This window comes from Streptomyces sp. NPDC014882, from assembly GCF_043081325.1.
Lineage (GTDB): Bacteria > Actinomycetota > Actinomycetes > Streptomycetales > Streptomycetaceae > Streptomyces.
Map to the genome: position 1 here is coordinate 54647 of NZ_JBIBWL010000018.1, position 16727 is coordinate 71373.

Annotated in this window: 15 protein-coding genes; 7 read left to right on the forward strand and 8 right to left on the reverse strand. The window is 73.7% G+C overall.

Translation table 11 applies throughout. The annotated features are described in order from the left end of the window. Positions 1-208 precede the first annotated feature (208 nt). Positions 209-2995 carry a penicillin acylase family protein gene (locus ACF09K_RS30545; protein WP_392248555.1) on the reverse strand — a complete coding sequence of 929 codons (2787 nt, stop codon included), beginning with the start codon at positions 2993-2995 and terminating at the stop codon, positions 209-211. A gap of 232 nt (positions 2996-3227) precedes the next feature. Here ACF09K_RS30545 and ACF09K_RS30550 point away from each other — a divergent pair, with 232 nt between their 5' ends. The 3 genes from ACF09K_RS30550 (at position 3228) to ACF09K_RS30560 (ending at position 5853) form a co-directional block, all read left to right on the forward strand. Beyond that, positions 3228-3833: a hypothetical protein gene (locus ACF09K_RS30550; protein ID WP_392248556.1), complete on the forward strand. Its 606-nt coding sequence runs from the start codon at positions 3228-3230 to the stop codon at positions 3831-3833. A 141-nt stretch (positions 3834-3974) separates the two neighbouring features. Next, entirely contained in the window at positions 3975-4709 is a 735-nt protein-coding gene (locus ACF09K_RS30555) for a 3-keto-5-aminohexanoate cleavage protein (RefSeq protein WP_392248557.1), read from the forward strand. A gap of 76 nt (positions 4710-4785) precedes the next feature. After that, positions 4786-5853 carry an RNA ligase (ATP) gene (locus ACF09K_RS30560; RefSeq protein ID WP_392248558.1) on the forward strand — a complete coding sequence of 356 codons (1068 nt, stop codon included), beginning with the start codon at positions 4786-4788 and terminating at the stop codon, positions 5851-5853. A 132-nt stretch (positions 5854-5985) separates the two neighbouring features. Here the strand turns inward: ACF09K_RS30560 and soxR are convergent, their stop codons facing one another. Then, positions 5986-6501, reverse strand: a complete 516-nt coding sequence (soxR, locus tag ACF09K_RS30565; protein ID WP_392248559.1) for a redox-sensitive transcriptional activator SoxR — start codon at positions 6499-6501, stop codon at positions 5986-5988. A gap of 112 nt (positions 6502-6613) precedes the next feature. On the opposite strand from soxR, the gene ACF09K_RS30570 reads away from it, so the two are divergent. Continuing rightward, entirely contained in the window at positions 6614-7075 is a 462-nt protein-coding gene (locus ACF09K_RS30570) for a MaoC family dehydratase (protein ID WP_392248560.1), read from the forward strand. Positions 7076-7146: 71 nt separating this feature from the next. On the opposite strand, the gene ACF09K_RS30575 is transcribed toward ACF09K_RS30570, so the two are convergent. The 3 genes from ACF09K_RS30575 to ACF09K_RS30585 all read right to left on the reverse strand — a co-directional run bounded on the left by ACF09K_RS30575 (position 7147) and on the right by ACF09K_RS30585 (position 9375). Beyond that, complete coding sequence (locus tag ACF09K_RS30575; protein WP_392248561.1) at positions 7147-7773, reverse strand: TetR/AcrR family transcriptional regulator; 627 nt, start codon at positions 7771-7773, stop codon at positions 7147-7149. Positions 7774-7862: 89 nt separating this feature from the next. Next, positions 7863-8150, reverse strand: a complete 288-nt coding sequence (locus ACF09K_RS30580) for a YiaA/YiaB family inner membrane protein (RefSeq protein WP_392248562.1) — start codon at positions 8148-8150, stop codon at positions 7863-7865. 73 nt (positions 8151-8223) lie between these two features. Continuing rightward, positions 8224-9375 carry an acyl-CoA dehydrogenase family protein gene (locus ACF09K_RS30585; RefSeq protein ID WP_392248563.1) on the reverse strand — a complete coding sequence of 384 codons (1152 nt, stop codon included), beginning with the start codon at positions 9373-9375 and terminating at the stop codon, positions 8224-8226. 126 nt (positions 9376-9501) lie between these two features. Here ACF09K_RS30585 and ACF09K_RS30590 point away from each other — a divergent pair, with 126 nt between their 5' ends. The 3 genes from ACF09K_RS30590 (at position 9502) to ACF09K_RS30600 (ending at position 11959) form a co-directional block, all read left to right on the forward strand. Next, positions 9502-10143 (forward strand): TetR/AcrR family transcriptional regulator, encoded by a 642-nt coding sequence (locus ACF09K_RS30590; RefSeq protein WP_392248564.1) that lies wholly within the window; start codon positions 9502-9504, stop codon positions 10141-10143. A gap of 57 nt (positions 10144-10200) precedes the next feature. Continuing rightward, positions 10201-10911, forward strand: coding sequence for an ArsR/SmtB family transcription factor (locus tag ACF09K_RS30595; RefSeq protein WP_392248565.1), 711 nt, complete (start codon positions 10201-10203; stop codon positions 10909-10911). An 85-nt stretch (positions 10912-10996) separates the two neighbouring features. After that, a complete protein-coding gene (locus ACF09K_RS30600; RefSeq protein WP_392248566.1) occupies positions 10997-11959 on the forward strand; it encodes a DMT family transporter in 963 nt (320 codons plus the stop codon). A 626-nt stretch (positions 11960-12585) separates the two neighbouring features. On the opposite strand, the gene ACF09K_RS30605 is transcribed toward ACF09K_RS30600, so the two are convergent. The 3 genes from ACF09K_RS30605 to ACF09K_RS30615 all read right to left on the reverse strand — a co-directional run bounded on the left by ACF09K_RS30605 (position 12586) and on the right by ACF09K_RS30615 (position 16534). After that, on the reverse strand, positions 12586-13665 hold the full coding sequence (locus tag ACF09K_RS30605; RefSeq protein ID WP_392248567.1) for a Zn-dependent alcohol dehydrogenase: 1080 nt from the start codon (positions 13663-13665) through the stop codon (positions 12586-12588). A gap of 10 nt (positions 13666-13675) precedes the next feature. After that, entirely contained in the window at positions 13676-15064 is a 1389-nt protein-coding gene (locus tag ACF09K_RS30610) for an aldehyde dehydrogenase family protein (RefSeq protein ID WP_392248568.1), read from the reverse strand. 129 nt (positions 15065-15193) lie between these two features. Continuing rightward, positions 15194-16534 carry an ABC transporter ATP-binding protein gene (locus tag ACF09K_RS30615; RefSeq protein WP_392248569.1) on the reverse strand — a complete coding sequence of 447 codons (1341 nt, stop codon included), beginning with the start codon at positions 16532-16534 and terminating at the stop codon, positions 15194-15196. Between the last annotated feature and the right edge of the window lie 193 nt (positions 16535-16727).

Here is a 16727-nt window from a genome sequence, read left to right on the forward strand (position 1 = left end):
CGGTGCGTGCGGTGCGTCCGGTGCGTGCGGTGGAGGGCAGCCCCGGCGGCGGGTGCACCGCCCTCGTGCACGCGGGGACGTGCCTGTTCGACAGACTCGTCCGACGCGGGCGCCGGGGTCGACGAGGTGGTGGCGGGCCGGCAGGAGGAGCCGGCCGCCTTCCGGCGGGTGCGCCGGGAGTACCCGCTGTACCGGTGGGCGTCGGTGGTCACCGGTGGGAGGTGAACTCCACGACCTGCTGGTAGGTGGGCCGGTTCTGCCAGCTGATGTTGCCGTGCTTGATGCCGCCGAGGGTGCGCTGGACGATCGAGTCGGCGCACCACTGGTTGCCCGCCGCGCACAGCGTGTCGCCGGGGTAGACCTGGGCCGCGGTGCGGCCGGCCGCCTGCTTCAGGGTGGACAGGAGGACGTCGCGGCAGGCACCGAGGTCGCCGCCGCCGCAGTACGTGCGGCCGAGCGCGCCTTGCACCGGCTCGCCGAGCACCGCCCGGATGTCCTTGTCGACATAGCTCCACCAGCCGTACTGGAAGGCGCTGCCGGCGTGCGCGCCGGTTGGGCCGTGTGCGGCCGAGGGGCTCTCGTCGACGGGCAGGTTGTTCGTCATGGCGGTGTAGAGCGCGGTGCCGAGACCGGGCTCGAACTGCGCCTTCACCAGCAGCGGCCACCAGGCGTCGAGGATGCGGACGGCGTCCGCGTCGGCGTACGTCTTCGAACCGGCCGCGGTCTCCGTGCGCCGGCCGCCCGCCGCCACCCAGGTACGGAGCCTGGTGACCGCGGCCGCGGCCGCGGTGTCGGTGACCGGGGCGGTGTCGATCACCTTCAGCAGGCCGGGCAGCACGTCCTCGGCGCGCAGGTCGGCGAGTGCCGCGTCCGCCATCGCCTTCGTCAGCGACGCCCGCGTGACGCCGCCGGCCCGGACCAGCTTCTTCACCCGGTCCTCCAGCAGGTTGCCGCGGTGCACCGACCCGTTGCCCCAGGGCGCGGTCGCGTAGTCCTTCGCCTGCTTGTTGTTCCAGGAGATGTAGTAGTCCTGGTCGACGGAGTGGGGGTGCGCCGAGGCCGGGGTGTACGCCGCCGTGTTGGCCGTCGGCTCCCAGTCGCGCCACTCGTACGCCGGACGCGCCCAGACCGGGAACTCGGCGTCGACGCCGCTCGCCCGCACCGGGTTGTCGCCGCTGTTGTAGTAGGCGGTGTGCTCGGAGTCTGCGTAGAACCAGTTGAAGGTGAAGTTGATGTGCTGCACCGCGCTCTGGAAGGACTGCGGTCCGGTGACGTAGGAGGGGTCGTTCAGCATCTGGAAGCCGATGATGGAGTCGACCTCGTGCAGGAACGACGAGCGCAGGGTGGTGTAGGCGACCTTCTTGCCGCCGACGGTCGCGCGGTGTCCGACGGGGCCGTAGGCGGTGCGCCAGACGCGCATCGTGTACGAACCGGCCGCGGTGCCGTCGGCGGTGGTCGGCTTCCAGGCGTTCTTCTGCTCGATCTTCTCCATCGCCGTGCAGGTGCCGCGGTACAGGTAGTGGTGGTCGTCCTGGCACAGTTCGACGGCGTAGGTGTCGATGATGTCCTGGCCGGAGGTGGTGGCGCTCCACGCGTAGTCCTGGCCGCGGCCCAGCTCGACGTACATGCTCAGGCCCGCGAAGGAGGCGCCGCGGGCGCTGATGCCGGGGCCCTGGATCTCCTGGAGCAGCAGGAGCTGCGGGGCGAAGTAGCCGGTCTGCGGGCCGAAGACGGCGACCGGGTGGCCGCTCGCCGTGTGGTCGCCGCTGACCACGAGGGCGTTGGACATGCCGCGCCGGGCGGAGGCGGTGGCGGCCGCGGCCGCCGTGCCGGAGGCCTCGGCGGCCGCGGTGCCGGAGGCGCTGCCCGTGCGGTCGTGGACCAGCGGTTCCTCGACCACCGAGCCGGGGTCGGGCAGGGCCTCGCCCTGGGGGTCCTCGGGCCGGACGGCGTAGGGGAAGCTCTTGCCGTCGTGGAGGGTCATGACGGCCTCGGGGTCGTTGCGCTCGCGGAAGGACTCCCAGACCGCGGTGCCCTGGGCGACGCCGTACTTCTCCTGGGCGGCGAGCAGCGACATCGCGTTGTCGACCTCGCCACCGCCGCCGGAGCCGAAGAGGGTGCCGATGACCGAGGCGAGGGCCACCAGGTCGGTGATCTTGAAGTGGTCGATGGTGCCCGCGTTGGTGATTGAGTCCTTGTGGCCCGTCAGGACGTATTCACCGGGGAAGTAACGGCCTCTGTCGGAGGCGTCGATGTAGGCGTTGATGCCGGCGAGATAGGCGTCGGCGTCGTCCAGGGCCTGCCGGCCGCGGGCGCCGCCGGCGGCGACGGCGTTGTCGATCTGGGCCTGGAGGTCCGCCTCGGAATAGGGGGCGTGCCGCCAGAACTGCTGTTCCAGGCCCTGGTTGGAGGGGTCTCCGCCCGCGAAGGAGGTGAGCCGGCCCCGGCCGACGTGCCGGAAGACGTCCATGAGCCACAGCCGGTCCTCGGCCGCCGCCCAGCCGGCGCCGAACTCGGTGCCGTACCGGGTGGTACCGGTGATGTGCGGGACGCCCGTCTTCTTGTCGCGGACGATCGTGACGTCGCCGCGGCCGGCGGGCTTGACGGTGGAGGCGACTTGATCGGCGGGGACCCCGAAGGACGCGTCGTTGAAGAACGTGTTGATCGTGGAGTTGGTGAGCGTCGGGTAGCCCTTGGCCAGGTTGGCGTAGGGGCCGAGCTGGTCCTCGGCGTGCGCGGGCTGCGTGCCGAAGGCCTGGTTGAGCAGGATCTGGGCCAGCGTGGCGTTGCCGTTCTGGCCGGGCGGCAGGATGTCGGAGCACTGGTTGCCGCAGTGGTCGGTCACCGCCGCGGCCTCGGCCGCTGCCGCCGTCGGGGAAAGAGGCGACAAAAGTCCGGCGATCAGGGCGCATACGGATGCGGTCTTCAGGAACCCGGGGATTCTGCCGGGAGTTCTCAGTATGTCGGGTGCGGTGCGGGAGGTTCGCCGTGGCATCGGCAACTCCTAGCGACGGGGGTGGCGGAGAAGTTACCGCCGGTATCCCCGAGTTTGAAGATGAACATGCGTCAGTTTTCGGAGTCGCCTCATCCGGCTTGTGGAGGGCATCGGAAGAAGGACGGACGGGAAGGGAGCCGAATCGGGTGTCGATACGTCTATTCGGCGACGTCCGTACGACGACGCCGAAGTGACCGAAGTGCAGGTGCGAATGTGACGGAGGTGCAAGGCGATGGCCGGTTTCCGGAGTCTGGCGAGACAGGTGCGCGACCCGCGGTGCGATCTGGCACTGCGGCGCTATTCGCTCCGCAAGTGCCTTGAACGGTTCGCCCCTTACGGGCACAGGGCGACCTGGGACCACCTGTGCTCGCGTGCCGGGTTCGGCCCCGAGGACCGCTCCCCCGACCCGGCGCGGCTCGTGGCCGCACTGGAGGAGCTGGAGGCGGCGCGTGCGGTGTGGCTGGCCTACGAGGTCGAGTTCGCCGACCGCCGCAGGAAGGAGAAGCACGACGGACTGCGCCGGCCGGGCAGCGTGGACGACTGGCACCGGATGACCTGGGGCGGCTTCGGTGTCGCCTGGTGCGACGACCCGCGGGTCCACCCCCGCGAACCGCTGGCCGAGGTGCTGCGCCGGCTGATCGCCGCGCTGGAGCGCGAGCCGGGCACCGACTGCCCGGTGTGCGAGGGCGAACGGCTCGTGTGGAGGTACGACCTCGACCACGAACCGTCGTCCGGTCCGGTCTGCGCGGACTGCGGGATACTCGTCCCTCGCCCCGTGCTCACGCCCGAGGCCCTGGCGTACGCCAGGCGCGGACGGCGGCTGCTCATGTCGGCCTGATCCCGTCGCGGGACGGGGATCCGGAGGGAACGGCGGGGGTGCGCCGGGGATGCCGCACCCCTGTTCTCCGCCTGTCCCCCGTGGCCGTGGACGGGGAACAGGGCCGGTGCCGAGGGCGGTCGACACCATCGGGGGGCGTGGGTGCAGGTCTGTCTGAACGGAGCGCGGGGTGCCGCCGACGGCGCGGTGGTGCCCCTGTCGCCCGAGGCGCTGGCCGAGTCCGCCGCGGCGGCCGTCGCGGCCGGGGCCACGGACGTCCATGTGCATCCGAAGACGCCGTGCGGGCGGGACAGTCTGTCCCCGCGCGTGGTGGCGGCGACGCTCGACGCGATACGGCGGCGGGTGTCCGTGCCGGTCGGGGTGACGACGGGCGCCTGGGCGGAACCCGACCCGGCGGTGCGGCTCGCCCGGGTGCGTGAGTGGACCGTGCTGCCCGACCACGCCTCGGTCAACTGGCACGAGCCGGGAGCGGAGGAGTTGGCCGCCCGGCTGATGGCGCTGGGCGTCGGGGTGGAGGCCGGGATCTGGTCCGGGACCGACGGGGCGGCGCGGTTCGCCGTTTCGCCGCTCGGGCCGAAAGTGCTGCGGGTGCTCGCGGAGGTGACGGACCCCGGGCCGGACACCGCCGGGGCCGAGGCGCGCCGGCTGCTGTCCCTCCTCGGCCGCGCGCACGGCCGCCCCGTGCTGCTGCACGGCGAGGACGGCGGGGCGTGGCCCGTGCTGCGGCTGGCGGGACGGCTGGGACTCGCCACCCGGATCGGCCTCGAGGACACCCTGACCCTGCCGGACGGACGACGGGCCCTGTCCAACGCCCGGTTGGTGGCCGAGGCACTGGCCCGGTACGGCCGCGAGGCGGGTGACGGTACCAGCCGCTAATCGGGTCGCTCCACCTTTTTGCCGTGGGGAGAGTGGGGGGCGATGAGACACCCATGACGTCCTGGAGGAACTCCCCATGTCGACGCTGCGCGTCACCGCCGAAGTCCTGACCGTCCACGAGCACCCGGACGCCGACGCCCTCGAACTGGCCCAGGTCGGCCTGTACCGGGCCGTCGTCGCCAAGGGCGCCTACCGCACGGGGGACGTGGCCGTCTACATCCCCGAGCAGTCGGTGCTTCCGGCCGCGCTGATCGAGGAGCTGGGGCTGACCGGGCGGCTGGCGGGAAGCGGAGCGGACCGGGTCAAGGCGGTACGGCTGCGGGGCGAGCTGTCGCAGGGGATCGTGTGCCGACCGGGCGCGCTGGCGGACGTCGACCTCGCGCGGGCGGCCGAGGAGGGCACCGACTTCACGGAACGGCTCGGCATCGTCAAATGGGTGCCGCCGATCCCTCCCACGATGAACGGGGAGGTGGAGCCGGCACCGGAACTGCTGCCCTGGGTCGACATCGAGAGCATCCAGCGGTACCCGGACATCTTCACGGCCGGCGAGCGGGTGGTCCTCACCGAGAAGCTGCACGGGTCGGCGTGTCTGCTGACGTACGTCGCCGACGAGGAGCGGGTGTACGTCTCCTCCAAGGGCTTCGGCGCGAAGTCGCTGGCGCTGCGGGAGGATCCGCGGAACCTGTACTGGCGGGCCGTGCGCGGCCACGGTGTCGCCGAGGCGGCGGCCCGGCTCGCCGAGCGGCTGGGCGCGCGCCGGGTCGGCGTCTTCGGCGAGGTGTACGGCGCGGGAGTGCAGGACCTGACGTACGGCGCCGACGGACGGCGGGACACCCTCGGGTACGCGGTGTTCGACGTGTCCGCGGAGATCGACGGCGCGGTGCGGTGGCTGGACGCGGCGGCCGTCCTGGAAGGCGAACTGCCCTTGGTGCCACGACTGTTCGAGGGCCCCTACGACAGTTCGCTGGTGCTGGGACTGGCCGGCGGGCGGGAGACGGTGTCCGGGCGGGAACTGCACCTGCGGGAGGGCGTGGTGATACGGCCGGCCGTGGAGCGGTACAGCCCGGTGACCGGGGGCCGGGCCGTCGCCAAGGCGGTGAGCGCGGCATACCTGACGCGGAAGGGCGGGACGGAGTACGAGTGAGCGGCCGGTGACCGCGGCCCCGTCCACCGGTGGGCGGCCACCGGTGGTCGGCCGCGGACCGGGTGGCTTCGTGCGGGTCGGCTTCGTGCGGGTGGCGGACACGGGGCCGGTGGACACGGGGCCGGTGGACCGTCAGGCGCAGCAGTCCTCGCCCGGGGGCGGGAGGGCCCGGCGGCCGCCGGGAGCCGGGGTCTTGCGTTCGGGGAGGAGGCGGGAGCCCGCGCTGCGGTCGCCGAAGGCGTCGTCGGGGTTGGACAGGACGCAGGAGTCCAGCGAGAGGCAGCCGCAGCCGATGCAGTCGGTGAGGTGGTCGCGCAGGCGGTTGAGCTGCCTGATGCGCTCGTCGAGTTCGGCTCGCCAGGTCCGCGAGAGGCGGGCCCAGTCCTCGCGGGTGGGAGTGCGCTCCTCGGGGAGTTCGGCGAGGGCGTCCCGGATCGTGGCGAGCGGGATGCCGACGCGCTGCGCGGCCCGGACGAAGGCGACCCGGCGGAGCGTGTCACGGGTGTAGCGGCGCTGGTTGCCCGGGGTGCGCCGGCTGCTGATCAGGCCCTTGGACTCGTAGAAGTGCAGGGCGGAGACGGCGGCACCGCTGCGGGCGGCGACCTGGCCGACCGTGAGTTCGTGGATCGTCTCTGGAATCTTCGGCACCCCTCGGAGCCTACCCATTCCGCCGGGCACCGGGTCCGTTGACATGACTTCCCGCGAGCACCATGCTAAGCAGTCGCTTAGACATTCCGTGAGTGCGAGAGAGGCCGCAGACATGGCAGAGCCGAGGATCTTCACGTCCCCCGACGAGCTGAGGGCGGCGGTGGGCGAGCAGCTGGGGTACACCGACTGGCTGGAGGTCGACCAGAAGCGGATCGACCTGTTCGCGGAGGCCACCGGCGACCACCAGTGGATCCACGTCGACCCCGAGCGCGCGGCCTCGGGCCCGTTCGGGACCACCATCGCGCACGGCTACCTGACCCTGTCCCTGCTGCCGCTGTTCGGCCCCCAGCTGATCTCGGTCGAGGGCGTGAAGATGGGCGTCAACTACGGGACGAACAAGGTCCGGTTCCCCGCGCCCGTCCCGGTCGGCTCGCGGCTGCGCGCCACCGCGGCCATCTCCGCCGTCGACGACGTCGCCGGCGGCGTCCAGGTCACCGTCGCCTTCACGGTGGAGCGCGAGGGCGGCGACAAGCCGGTGTGCGTGGCCGAGTCGGTGTCGCGCTACTACCTCTGACCTTCCGCCCCGTGGGCGGCGGGCCGCTTCCCCCGGAGCGGCGGGCCGCGCGGCACCCCCGCCCTCCGCGGCTACTTCGCCGCCCCCACCATCCGCAGCACGAGGTCGGCGTACAGCGCGCCGACCTCGTCGGGGGTGCGCGGGCCGCCCACCTTGAACCAGCGGGCCACGTCGATGCACAGGGACAGCACCGCGAGGGTCGTCCCGTGCACGTCGATGACGTCGAACTCGCCGCTCGCCACGCCCTCCTCGATGATCCCGCGCACCTCGCCGTCGACCTGCCGGCGCAGCGCGAGGATCTCGGCGCGGGCGTCCGGGCCGAGGGCGTCCAGTTCGTACTGGACGACCCGTGCGGTGGTGCGCCGGCCCGCGTGCCAGCGGACGAAGGAGCTGACGGCCTCGGCGAGCCGGTCCGTCGCGCTGCCCCCGCCGCGCGCGGCCGTGCGCAGGATGTCCAGCGCGCGGTCGTGGCCGATCCGGCTGATGCGGTGGAGCAGCTCCTCCTTGGTCTTGTAGTGGATGTAGAGCGCGGCCGGGCTCATTCCGGCGCGGCCCGCGATGTCACGGGTCGTCGTCGCGTGGTAGCCGCGCTCGGCGAAGGCCTCCACGGCGGCGACGAGCAGTCGCCGGGCCGCGTCAGGGGTGACCTCTTCCCACGGCTCTACCTCGCCGCCGGCCGTCTCCTCCGCCGTACTCATCGCTCGTTCGCCCCTCTCGGTACCGGAGCTCCACCATACCGCCGAAGGTGAGCGGCCGCTTAGCGCGGCTGCCGGTGCGGATGACGGTCTCAGATCTTCTCGAAGGGGTCGTGCTCGGCGAGCAGCTTCTCCAGACGGGCCTGGTCGACCCGGCTGACGATCTGCCCGGCCTCCTGGCGGTCCCGGATCACCTTGGCGAGCGTGAAGGCGGACGTGACCAGGTAGAGGACGGCGATGCCGAGGAAACCGCGGACCCAGGCGTCGGCGTCCAGCCGGAGGATGCCGATGGCGGTGGCCGCCATCGCGACCGCGAACGACGCCACGGCCTGGCCGTAGAAGGCGGCCGTGCTCTGCTGCTTGACGGGTGTGTCACTCATGGGCCAAGCATCGGCGGCCGTGGTCCGCACCACATCGGTCGGGATACTCAGACCACGTACTCAGACGAGGTGTTCAGAACGCCGAGACCCCCGTCAGCGCCCGCCCGATGAGCAGTTTCTGGATCTGGCTCGTGCCCTCGTAGAGGGTCATGACGCGGGCGTCGCGCAGCAGTTTGCCCGCCGGGTACTCGTCGATGTAGCCGTAGCCGCCGTGGACCTGGAGGGCGTTGTTGGCCGCGCGGACGGCCGCCTCCGAGGCGAAGAGCTTGGCCTTGGAGGACTCGACGGCGAAGGGCAGCCCGCGGTCGACGAGGTCCGCGACCCGCCAGGTCAGCAGGCGGGCGGCGTCCACGTCGACCGCGATGTCGCTGATCAGTTCCTGGACGAGCTGGTGGTGGGCGATGGTCCTCCCGAACTGCTCGCGCTCCCCCGCGTACCGCACGGCGGCGTCCAGCGCGGCCTGGGCTATGCCGACGCAGCCCGCCGCGACCGACATCCGACCCTTGGCCAGGGCGGACATCGCGACGGAGAAGCCCTTGCCCTCGGTGCCGAGCAGCGCGGACGCGGGCACCCGCACGTCCTCGAGCACCAGTTCGGCGGTGGCCTGGCCGCGCAGGCCGAGTTTGCCGTGCAGGGCGCGGCGGGTCAGCCCCGGGGTGTCCGTGGGGACCAGGAAGGCGGAGACGCCCTTGTGGCCAGGGGCGTCCGTGGAGCGGGCGAAGAGCAGCACGACGTCGGCCCAGGTGCCGTTGGTGATGAACATCTTGGTGCCGCTGATGACGTAGTCCCCGCCGTCGCGGACCGCGCGGGTGGTGAGGTTCCCGGCGTCGGAGCCGGTGCCGGGCTCGGTGAGGCCGAAGCAGCCGACGTACGCGCCGGAGGTCAGCCCCGGCAGCCAGCGCCGCTTCTGCTCCTCGTCCCCCCAGGCCGCGATCGTCTTGGCGACCAGGCCGAGGGAGACGGAGACGATGCCGCGCACGGAGGAGTCACCGCGGCCCAGCTCCTCCGTGACCAGGCAGTACGCGAGGTGGTCGCCGCCGGAGCCGCCGTACTCCTCGTCGATCGTCAGGCCCAGGAAGCCGACCTCGCCGAGCTTCTTCACGAGGGACCGGTCGACGTCCTCGGCGCGGTCCCAGGCCACGGCGTGCGGGGTGACCTCGCGGTCCACGAAGTCCCGGGCGAGCCGCCGTACGGCCTCCTGCTCCTCGCTGAGCCCCAGATGCATGACACGTCACCCCACAGAGAACCGACGGACGGCGGAACCGGCGGGCCGGGGACCGGAGGGCGCCGACCTGCCCGACCATTAAATTAGCACTGCTAGTTTCTTGGTCGCAGCCCTACTATGTGCGCCATGGCCCGACCGCGCAAGCCCTTGCTGAGCACCGACCGCATCGTCGAGACGGCGCGCGCGCTCGTGGACGCGGAGGGCCTCGCGGCGCTCTCCACCCGCCGGCTCGCCGCCGAACTCGGGGTGAGCGGCCCCTCGCTCTACAACCACTTCCGGACGAAGGACGAGATCCTCGAGGCGGTCGCCGACTCGGTGAGCGCCCAGGTCGACCTGTCGGTGTTCGAGGACGGCCGGCCGTGGCGGACCGCGCTGCACGACTGGGCGGTCTCCTACCGGACCGCCCTGCGCGACCACCCGAACATCGTCCCGGTCCTCGCCCGCGGCCCCGGCCGCCGGCCGGCCGGACTGCGGCTCGCGGACGCGGTCTACGGCGCGATGGTCGAGGCGGGCTGGCCACCCGCGCAGGCCACCTCGATCGGCGCGCTGATGCGGTACTTCATCATGGGTTCCGCCCTCGGCTCCTTCGCCGGCGGCTTCGTGGACGACGCCAGCGCCTACGATCCGGCCGACTACCCGCACCTCGGACAGGCCCATCTGCTGGCCGAGCAGCAGGAGAAGGTCGACGAGCGGGCCTTCGAGACGGGCCTCGCGGCCCTGCTGGACGGGCTGGCGCAGCAGTACGAGCGGCTGCGGCGCACGGCGTGATCCCGGGCGCCGACACTTCGGCGCCCGCCGAACCGTCCGTGTCCCATGCTGGGAACCATGACCACCAGGGATCCCCGCGCGCCGCTGCTGGCCGGGCTGGCCGCCTTGATCGCCGACGAGACGCGCGCCACGTGTCTGCTGGCGCTGCTCGACGGCCGGGCGTGGACCGCGGGCGAGCTGGCCCGGCACGCGGGCGTCGCCGCCTCGACCCTGAGCGAACACCTCGGCAGGCTCGTCGCCGGCGGGATGCTCACCGAGGAACGGCAGGGCCGCCACCGGTACGTCCGGCTCGCCGACGCGCGCGTCGCCCAGCTCGTGGAGGACCTGGCCGCCCAGGTCGCCCCCGCCGACGCCGCAGGGCCCCGGACCCTGCGCGCGTCGAGCGCGGGGTCCGCCATGGCACGCGGCCGGACCTGCTACGACCACCTCGCCGGGCGGCTCGGCATCGCCGTCACCGACGCCCTGACCGCGCGCGGGTTCCTCGTCCAGGACACCGGCTTCGCGCTGACGGACGCCGGGCTCGGCTGGTTCGCGGACACCGGCATCACTCTGGACCGCGGGGGCCGCCGGCCGCTGGCCCGCGCCTGCCTCGACTGGACCGAACGCCGGCCGCACCTGGCCGGGGTGGCGGGCGCGGCGCTGTGCCGGCACGCCCTCGACACGGGCTGGTGCGAGCGCGTCGGCTCCGGGCGGGCGGTGCGCGCGACCGCCGCCGGCCGGCGGGCGCTGGGCGAGCTGCTCGGCGTCGACGGGGCGGCACTGCGGTGACCGGCGCCCCGGCGCCCCGGCACCCGCCCGGCCTCCGGTTCCTCCGAGCTCTCCCACCTTCCGACTCCCTCTTCTCAGGAGCACGATGAACACCGTCGTCCGCCCGGAACGCCGTACCCGACTGCTCGCCGCCGGTGCGGCCTCGGTCACCGTCGTGCTGTGGGCCTCCGCCTTCGTGTCGATCCGCAGCGCGGGCGCCGCGTACTCCCCCGGCGCGCTGGCCCTCGGCCGTCTGCTGGCCGGGGCCCTGACCCTGGGCGTGATCTGTCTCGTACGGCGGGAGGGGCTGCCGCCGCGGTCCGCCTGGCGCGGGATCGCGGTGTCGGGGGTGCTGTGGTTCGGCTTCTACATGGTGGCGCTGAACTGGGGCGAGCAGGAGGTCGACGCGGGGACGGCGGCCCTGGTCGTGAACATCGGTCCGCTGCTCATCGCCCTGCTCGGCGCGCGGTTCCTCGGCGACCGGCTGCCGCCGCGGCTGCTGGCCGGGATGGCGGTGTCGTTCGCGGGCGCGGTGACGGTCGGGCTGTCGATGTCGGGCGGGGGCGGTTCCTCGCTGTTCGGGGTGGTGCTGTGCCTGCTGGCCGCCGTCGCCTACGCGGGCGGGGTCGTGGCGCAGAAGCCGGCACTGGGGCGGGCCGGTGCCCTGCAGGTGACGACGTTCGGGTGCCTGGTGGGGGCGGTGACCTGCCTGCCCTTCGCCGGGCAGCTGGTCGGCGACGCCGCCGACGCGCCGCTGTCGGCCACGCTCAACATGGTCTACCTGGGCGTGTTCCCGACCGCGCTCGCCTTCACCACCTGGGCGTACGCGCTGGCCCGGACCACGGCCGGACGGATGGGCGCGACGACGTACGCCGTGCCCTCGCTGGTGGTGCTGATGTCGTGGCTGTTCCTGGGCGAGGTGCCGGGGGTCCTCACCCTGGCGGGCGGGGCGCTGTGCCTGGCGGGGGTGGCGGTGTCCCGGTCGGGAGGACCGGCCGGACCGGCCGCGGCGCCCCGGGTCCGACCGCAGGCGCGGCCCGGCGAGGCCGAGGTCGAGGCGCCGAGCTGACGGCTCCGGGCCGACGGCTCCGGGACCGGGTGTGCCGGCCCGGGACGAGGACGCCGGGGCCCGGCAGGCCGCCCCGGACGACGCCGCCCGCGTCCGGCGAGGCCGAAGAAGGGGCGGGACCGGATCCACGGCCGCGACGAGGCGGACGTGCGGCCCCGGCACTGCGGGGGCCACCGCCCACTCCACCGGCCGCCCCCGCGCCACCCGGCCGCCGGGGCGGCGCGCCGGAGTGACAGCCCGACCGGGCTGGAGCGCGACCGGCCGACAGGGCCGCAACTCCCAGGAGGCCGGGACGCCGGACCGCGGCCTCCGTGGGCACCGGCACGCGGCCCCGGGCCGGGCCGGAACGGCGGCGTCGTGGCCCGGGACGGCCGTGCCGTCGCGGTCGCGCCGGGGTGCCGTCCGGGTCGCGGGGTGCCGCGTCCGACCGGGCGACAGGGGCGCGACCCAGGAGGCCGGAACACCGCGCCGCGGCCTCCTGGGTACCGGCACGCGGCCCCGGGCCGGGCCGGAACGGCGGCGTCGTGGCCCGGGACGGCCGTGCCGTCGCGGTGGCGGTCACGGTGGCGGTCGTGGTCACGGTCGCGCCGGTGCGCCGTCCGGGTCGCGGGGTGCCTCGGCGGGTGTCAGAAGACGATCAGGGCCCTGCCGCCCTTGCCCGCGAGCATGTTCTCGAAGGCCGCCGGGATGCCCTCCAGGGAGATGCGTTCGGTGATGAGGGAACCGAGGTCCAGGCGGCCGGCGCGGACGTGCGCGGCCAGGACCGGCAGGTCGCGGGCGGGGTCGGAGTTGCCGTAGACGCAGCCGGTGAGGGTGCGGCCCCAGTGGAAGAGTTCCAGGGCGTTGAAGGTGACCTGCTGGTCCTTGCCGCCGATGCCGACGACCACGGTGCGGCCGCCGCGGCGGGTGGACTCCCAGGCCGTGCGGATGGTGACCGCGCGGCCGACGCACTCCACGGCGACGTCGACGCCCTGCTTCCCGGTGAGGGTGCGGATCTCCCGGGCGGTCCCGTCGGAGGCGACGACGTACTCGGTGGCGCCCGCCGCGCGGGCCAGCTCCTCCTTCTCCGGGGAGACGTCGACGGCGACGATCGTCGAGGCGCCCGCGATCCGGGCGGCCTGGAGGGCCGCGAGGCCGACCCCGCCGACGCCGAACACCGCCACCGTCTCGCCGGGGCGCACCTGGGCGCAGTGGTGGACGGCGCCGTAGCCGGTGAGGACCGCGCAGCCGAGGAGGGCCGCGTCGGTGAGCGGGATGCCGTCGGGCAGGGGCAGGACGCAGGAGACGGGCACGACGGTCTCCTCGGCGAACGCGGCGACGTTCAGGCCGGGGTGGAGGTCGGTGCCGCCGGCGGTCCTGGCGTACACGGCGGCGGAGCCGCTGAGCGCGTCGGCGCACAGCCAGACCTCGCCGAGCGAGCAGGCGTGGCAGCTTCCGCAGGACGGGGCCCAGTTGAGGACCACGCCGTCGCCGGGGGCGAGGCCGGTGACGCCCTCGCCGACGGAGACGACCGTGCCCGCGCCCTCGTGGCCGAGGACGGCAGGGACGGGCACCCGCATGGTGCCGTCGGACAGCGACAGGTCGGAGTGGCAGACGCCGGCGGCGGCGAGCCGGACGCGGACCTGGCCCGGTCCGGGCTCGGGCAGCTCGATCCCGGTGATCTCCAGCGGGGCGCCCACGGCGGGAAGGACGGCGGCACGAACCACGGGGAACTCCTCAGAACTGGAGGGACTTGGTCTGGAGGTACTCGGTGAGGCCGTGCGCGCCGAGTTCCCGGCCGACGCCCGACTGCTTGTAGCCGCCGAAGGGGGCGAGCGGGTTGAAGCGGCCGCCGTTGATGTCGACCTGCCCGGTGTCCATCCGGCGGGCGAAGGCGACCGCCTCCGCCTCGTCACCGGCCCAGACGGCGCCGGCCAGGCCGTAGACCGTGCCGTTGGCGATGCGCAGGGCGTCCTCCTCGTCCTCGTAGCGCAGGATCGACAGGACGGGGCCGAAGATCTCCTCCTGGGCGATCGTCATCCCGGGGGTGACGTCGGCGAACACGGTGGGGCTGACGAACCAGCCCCGCTCGCGGTGGGTTCCGGTGCCCCCCGTGACCAGGCGCGCGCCCTCGGCGACGCCCTGGTCGATGTAACCGCGCACCCGGTCCCGCTGCTTGGCGCTGACGAGGGGGCCGATCCGGTCGCCGTACTTCGCGGCGGCGGTGGCGGCCAGCTCGACGGCCTCGTCGTAGCGGTCGCGGTGGACCAGCATCCGGGTCCAGGCGCTGCACGTCTGACCGGAGTTGGACATCACGTTGGCGACGCCGACGTTGACCGCGCGGGCGAGGTCGGCGCTCGGGAGGATGACGTTGGCGGACTTGCCGCCGAGTTCGAGGGCCACCTTCTTGATCGCGGCACCGGCCGTCGCGGCGATCACCCTGCCCACGGCGGTGGAACCGGTGAAGGAGACCAGGTCGACGCCGGGGTGTTCGGCGAGGGCCTGCCCGGCGACCGGGCCGAGGCCCGTGACGAGGTTGAGGACACCGGCCGGGACACCGGCCTCGTGGACCGCCTCGGCGAAGAGCTGCGCGACGAGCGGGGTGTCCTCGGCGGGCTTGAGCACGACCGTGCAGCCGGCGGCGAGGGCCGGGGCGGCCTTGGCGACGATCTGGTGGAGCGGGTAGTTCCAGGGCGTGATGGCGCCGACCACGCCGACCGGCTCGTGGTGGACGGTCGAGTTGCCGATCCTCTCCTCGAAGGAGTGGGTGGCGGCCAGTTCGGCGTAGGAGCCGGCGACCGCGATCGGGACGGCCGCGTGGACCGCCAGGGAGAAGGGCGGCGGGGAGCCGAGTTCGGCGGTGACCGTCTCGGCGATCTCCTCCTTGCGGGCCGCCAGCACGTCCCGGAGGGCGCCCAGGCGGGCGGCCCGCTCGGCGGGCGCCGTCGCCGCCCAGGCGGGGAGGGCGGTGCGGGCGGCCCGTACGGCCGCGTCGACGTCCGCGGGCCCGCCGGCCGGGACCCGGCCGATGACCTGCTCGTCCACCGGGTTGACGACCTCGATCACGTCCTGCCCGACGGCGGGGCGCCAGGCGCCGTCGAGGTAGATGCCGTCGTGTGCCTTCATCGGGTTCCCTCCGGGCGGTCGTCGTCGTCCGCGCCCTAAACTAGCGCCGATAGTTTTCCGGCACCAGGGGCGTCCGCCGTGCGGCACCCCACACGGGTGCGGCGACGGGTACGGCAACCGCCGCGGGCGTCACTCGTCGAGGTCCGGCAGCCGGTCCGGGGCGGGGGAGATCCGCTCGCCGTGCTGGTCGAAGACGAACAGGTGGGCGAGGTCGACGAGGAGCGGGACCTGCATGCCGTACCGCAGGTCGAAGTCGGGCGTGGTCCGCACGACCAGGTCGCCGGGCTGGCGGCCGTCCGGGGAGGTCACCGCGAAGGGCTGCTCCGCGGGCTCGTCCAGCACCACGACCGGTCCGGCCCGCAGGCCGCCGGCCCGTTCCCGCAGCCGGTCCAGCACCCCGGTCTCCCGCCGTCGCCGCCGGGACGGCCGGGCCTGCGGGCGCGGCGCCTCCAGGTCGGGCACGACGGCGGGGCGCGAGCCGGTGTCGAAGTGGACGAGCACCTCGTGGCCCTGGAACTCCACGTGCTCCACCAGGCCGGTGATGTGCGCCTCACCGGGGCGCGCCTCGGCGGGGCCGCCGACGCGGACGGCCTCCGAGCGCAGACCGACGATCACCTCGCGGCCCTGCTGCACCCGCAGCAACTCGTGGTCCGGGCAGAGCGGTTCGGGCAATCGCAGGGCCTGCTTGCCGAGGCCGACCGTCATCGCCCCGTCGAGCGGCGCCCGGACCACGCCGCGCAGGAGGTTGATGCGCGGGGTGCCGATGAAAGCGGCCACGAAAACGTTGCGGGGCAGGGCGTAGACCGCGCGGGGGGTGTCGATCTGCTGGAGGACACCGCCGCGCAGGACCGCCACCCGGTCGCCGAGGGACATGGCCTCGGCCTGGTCGTGCGTGACGTACACCGTCGTCACGCCCAGATTCCGGGTCAGGGAGGCTATTTCGGCCCGCAACCGGTTGCGGAGCTTGGCGTCGAGGTTGGACAGCGGTTCGTCCATCAGGAAGGCGGACGCGTGGCGGGCGATGGCCCGGCCCATGGCGACCCGCTGGCGCTCCCCGCCGGAGAGCTGACGGGGGTAGCGGTCGAGGAGGTCCTCGATGCCGAGCATCCGCGCGGTGGCGTCGACGCGGGGGCCCGGATCGGCGCCCGGGGCCTCGATGCGCAGCGGGAAACCGATGTTGTCGCGGTTGGTCATGGTCGGGTAGAGGGCGAAGTTCTGGAACACCATCGCGATGTCCCGGCCGGACGGCGGCAGATCGTTCGCGTACTCGCCGTCGAGCAGCAACCGCCCTTCGGTGATCTCCTCCAGCCCGGCGATCATCCGCAGCACCGTGGACTTCCCGCAGCCGGAGGGTCCGAGCAGCACGAGGAACTCCCCGGGCGCGATGTCCAGCGACAGCCGGTCCACCACGCGGGAACCACCGGTGCCGTAGGCCTTGCTCACGTCGTGCAGGGAGATGGCGCGTGTCATGACAGGAATCCCCGGGGCTCACGGACCCGCCGCCGCCCGCCCCGTCCGGATCGGGACGGGGCGGGCGGCGGGCGGACCCTGGGCGCGTGTGCTCGGCAGCCTCCGAAGGACCGAACGAGGCTGTGAGTCACGGAAGTTAACGGACGGTGCGCGCCCAGGGAAGGGAATCGGCCAGATCCGTGACCATGAGATG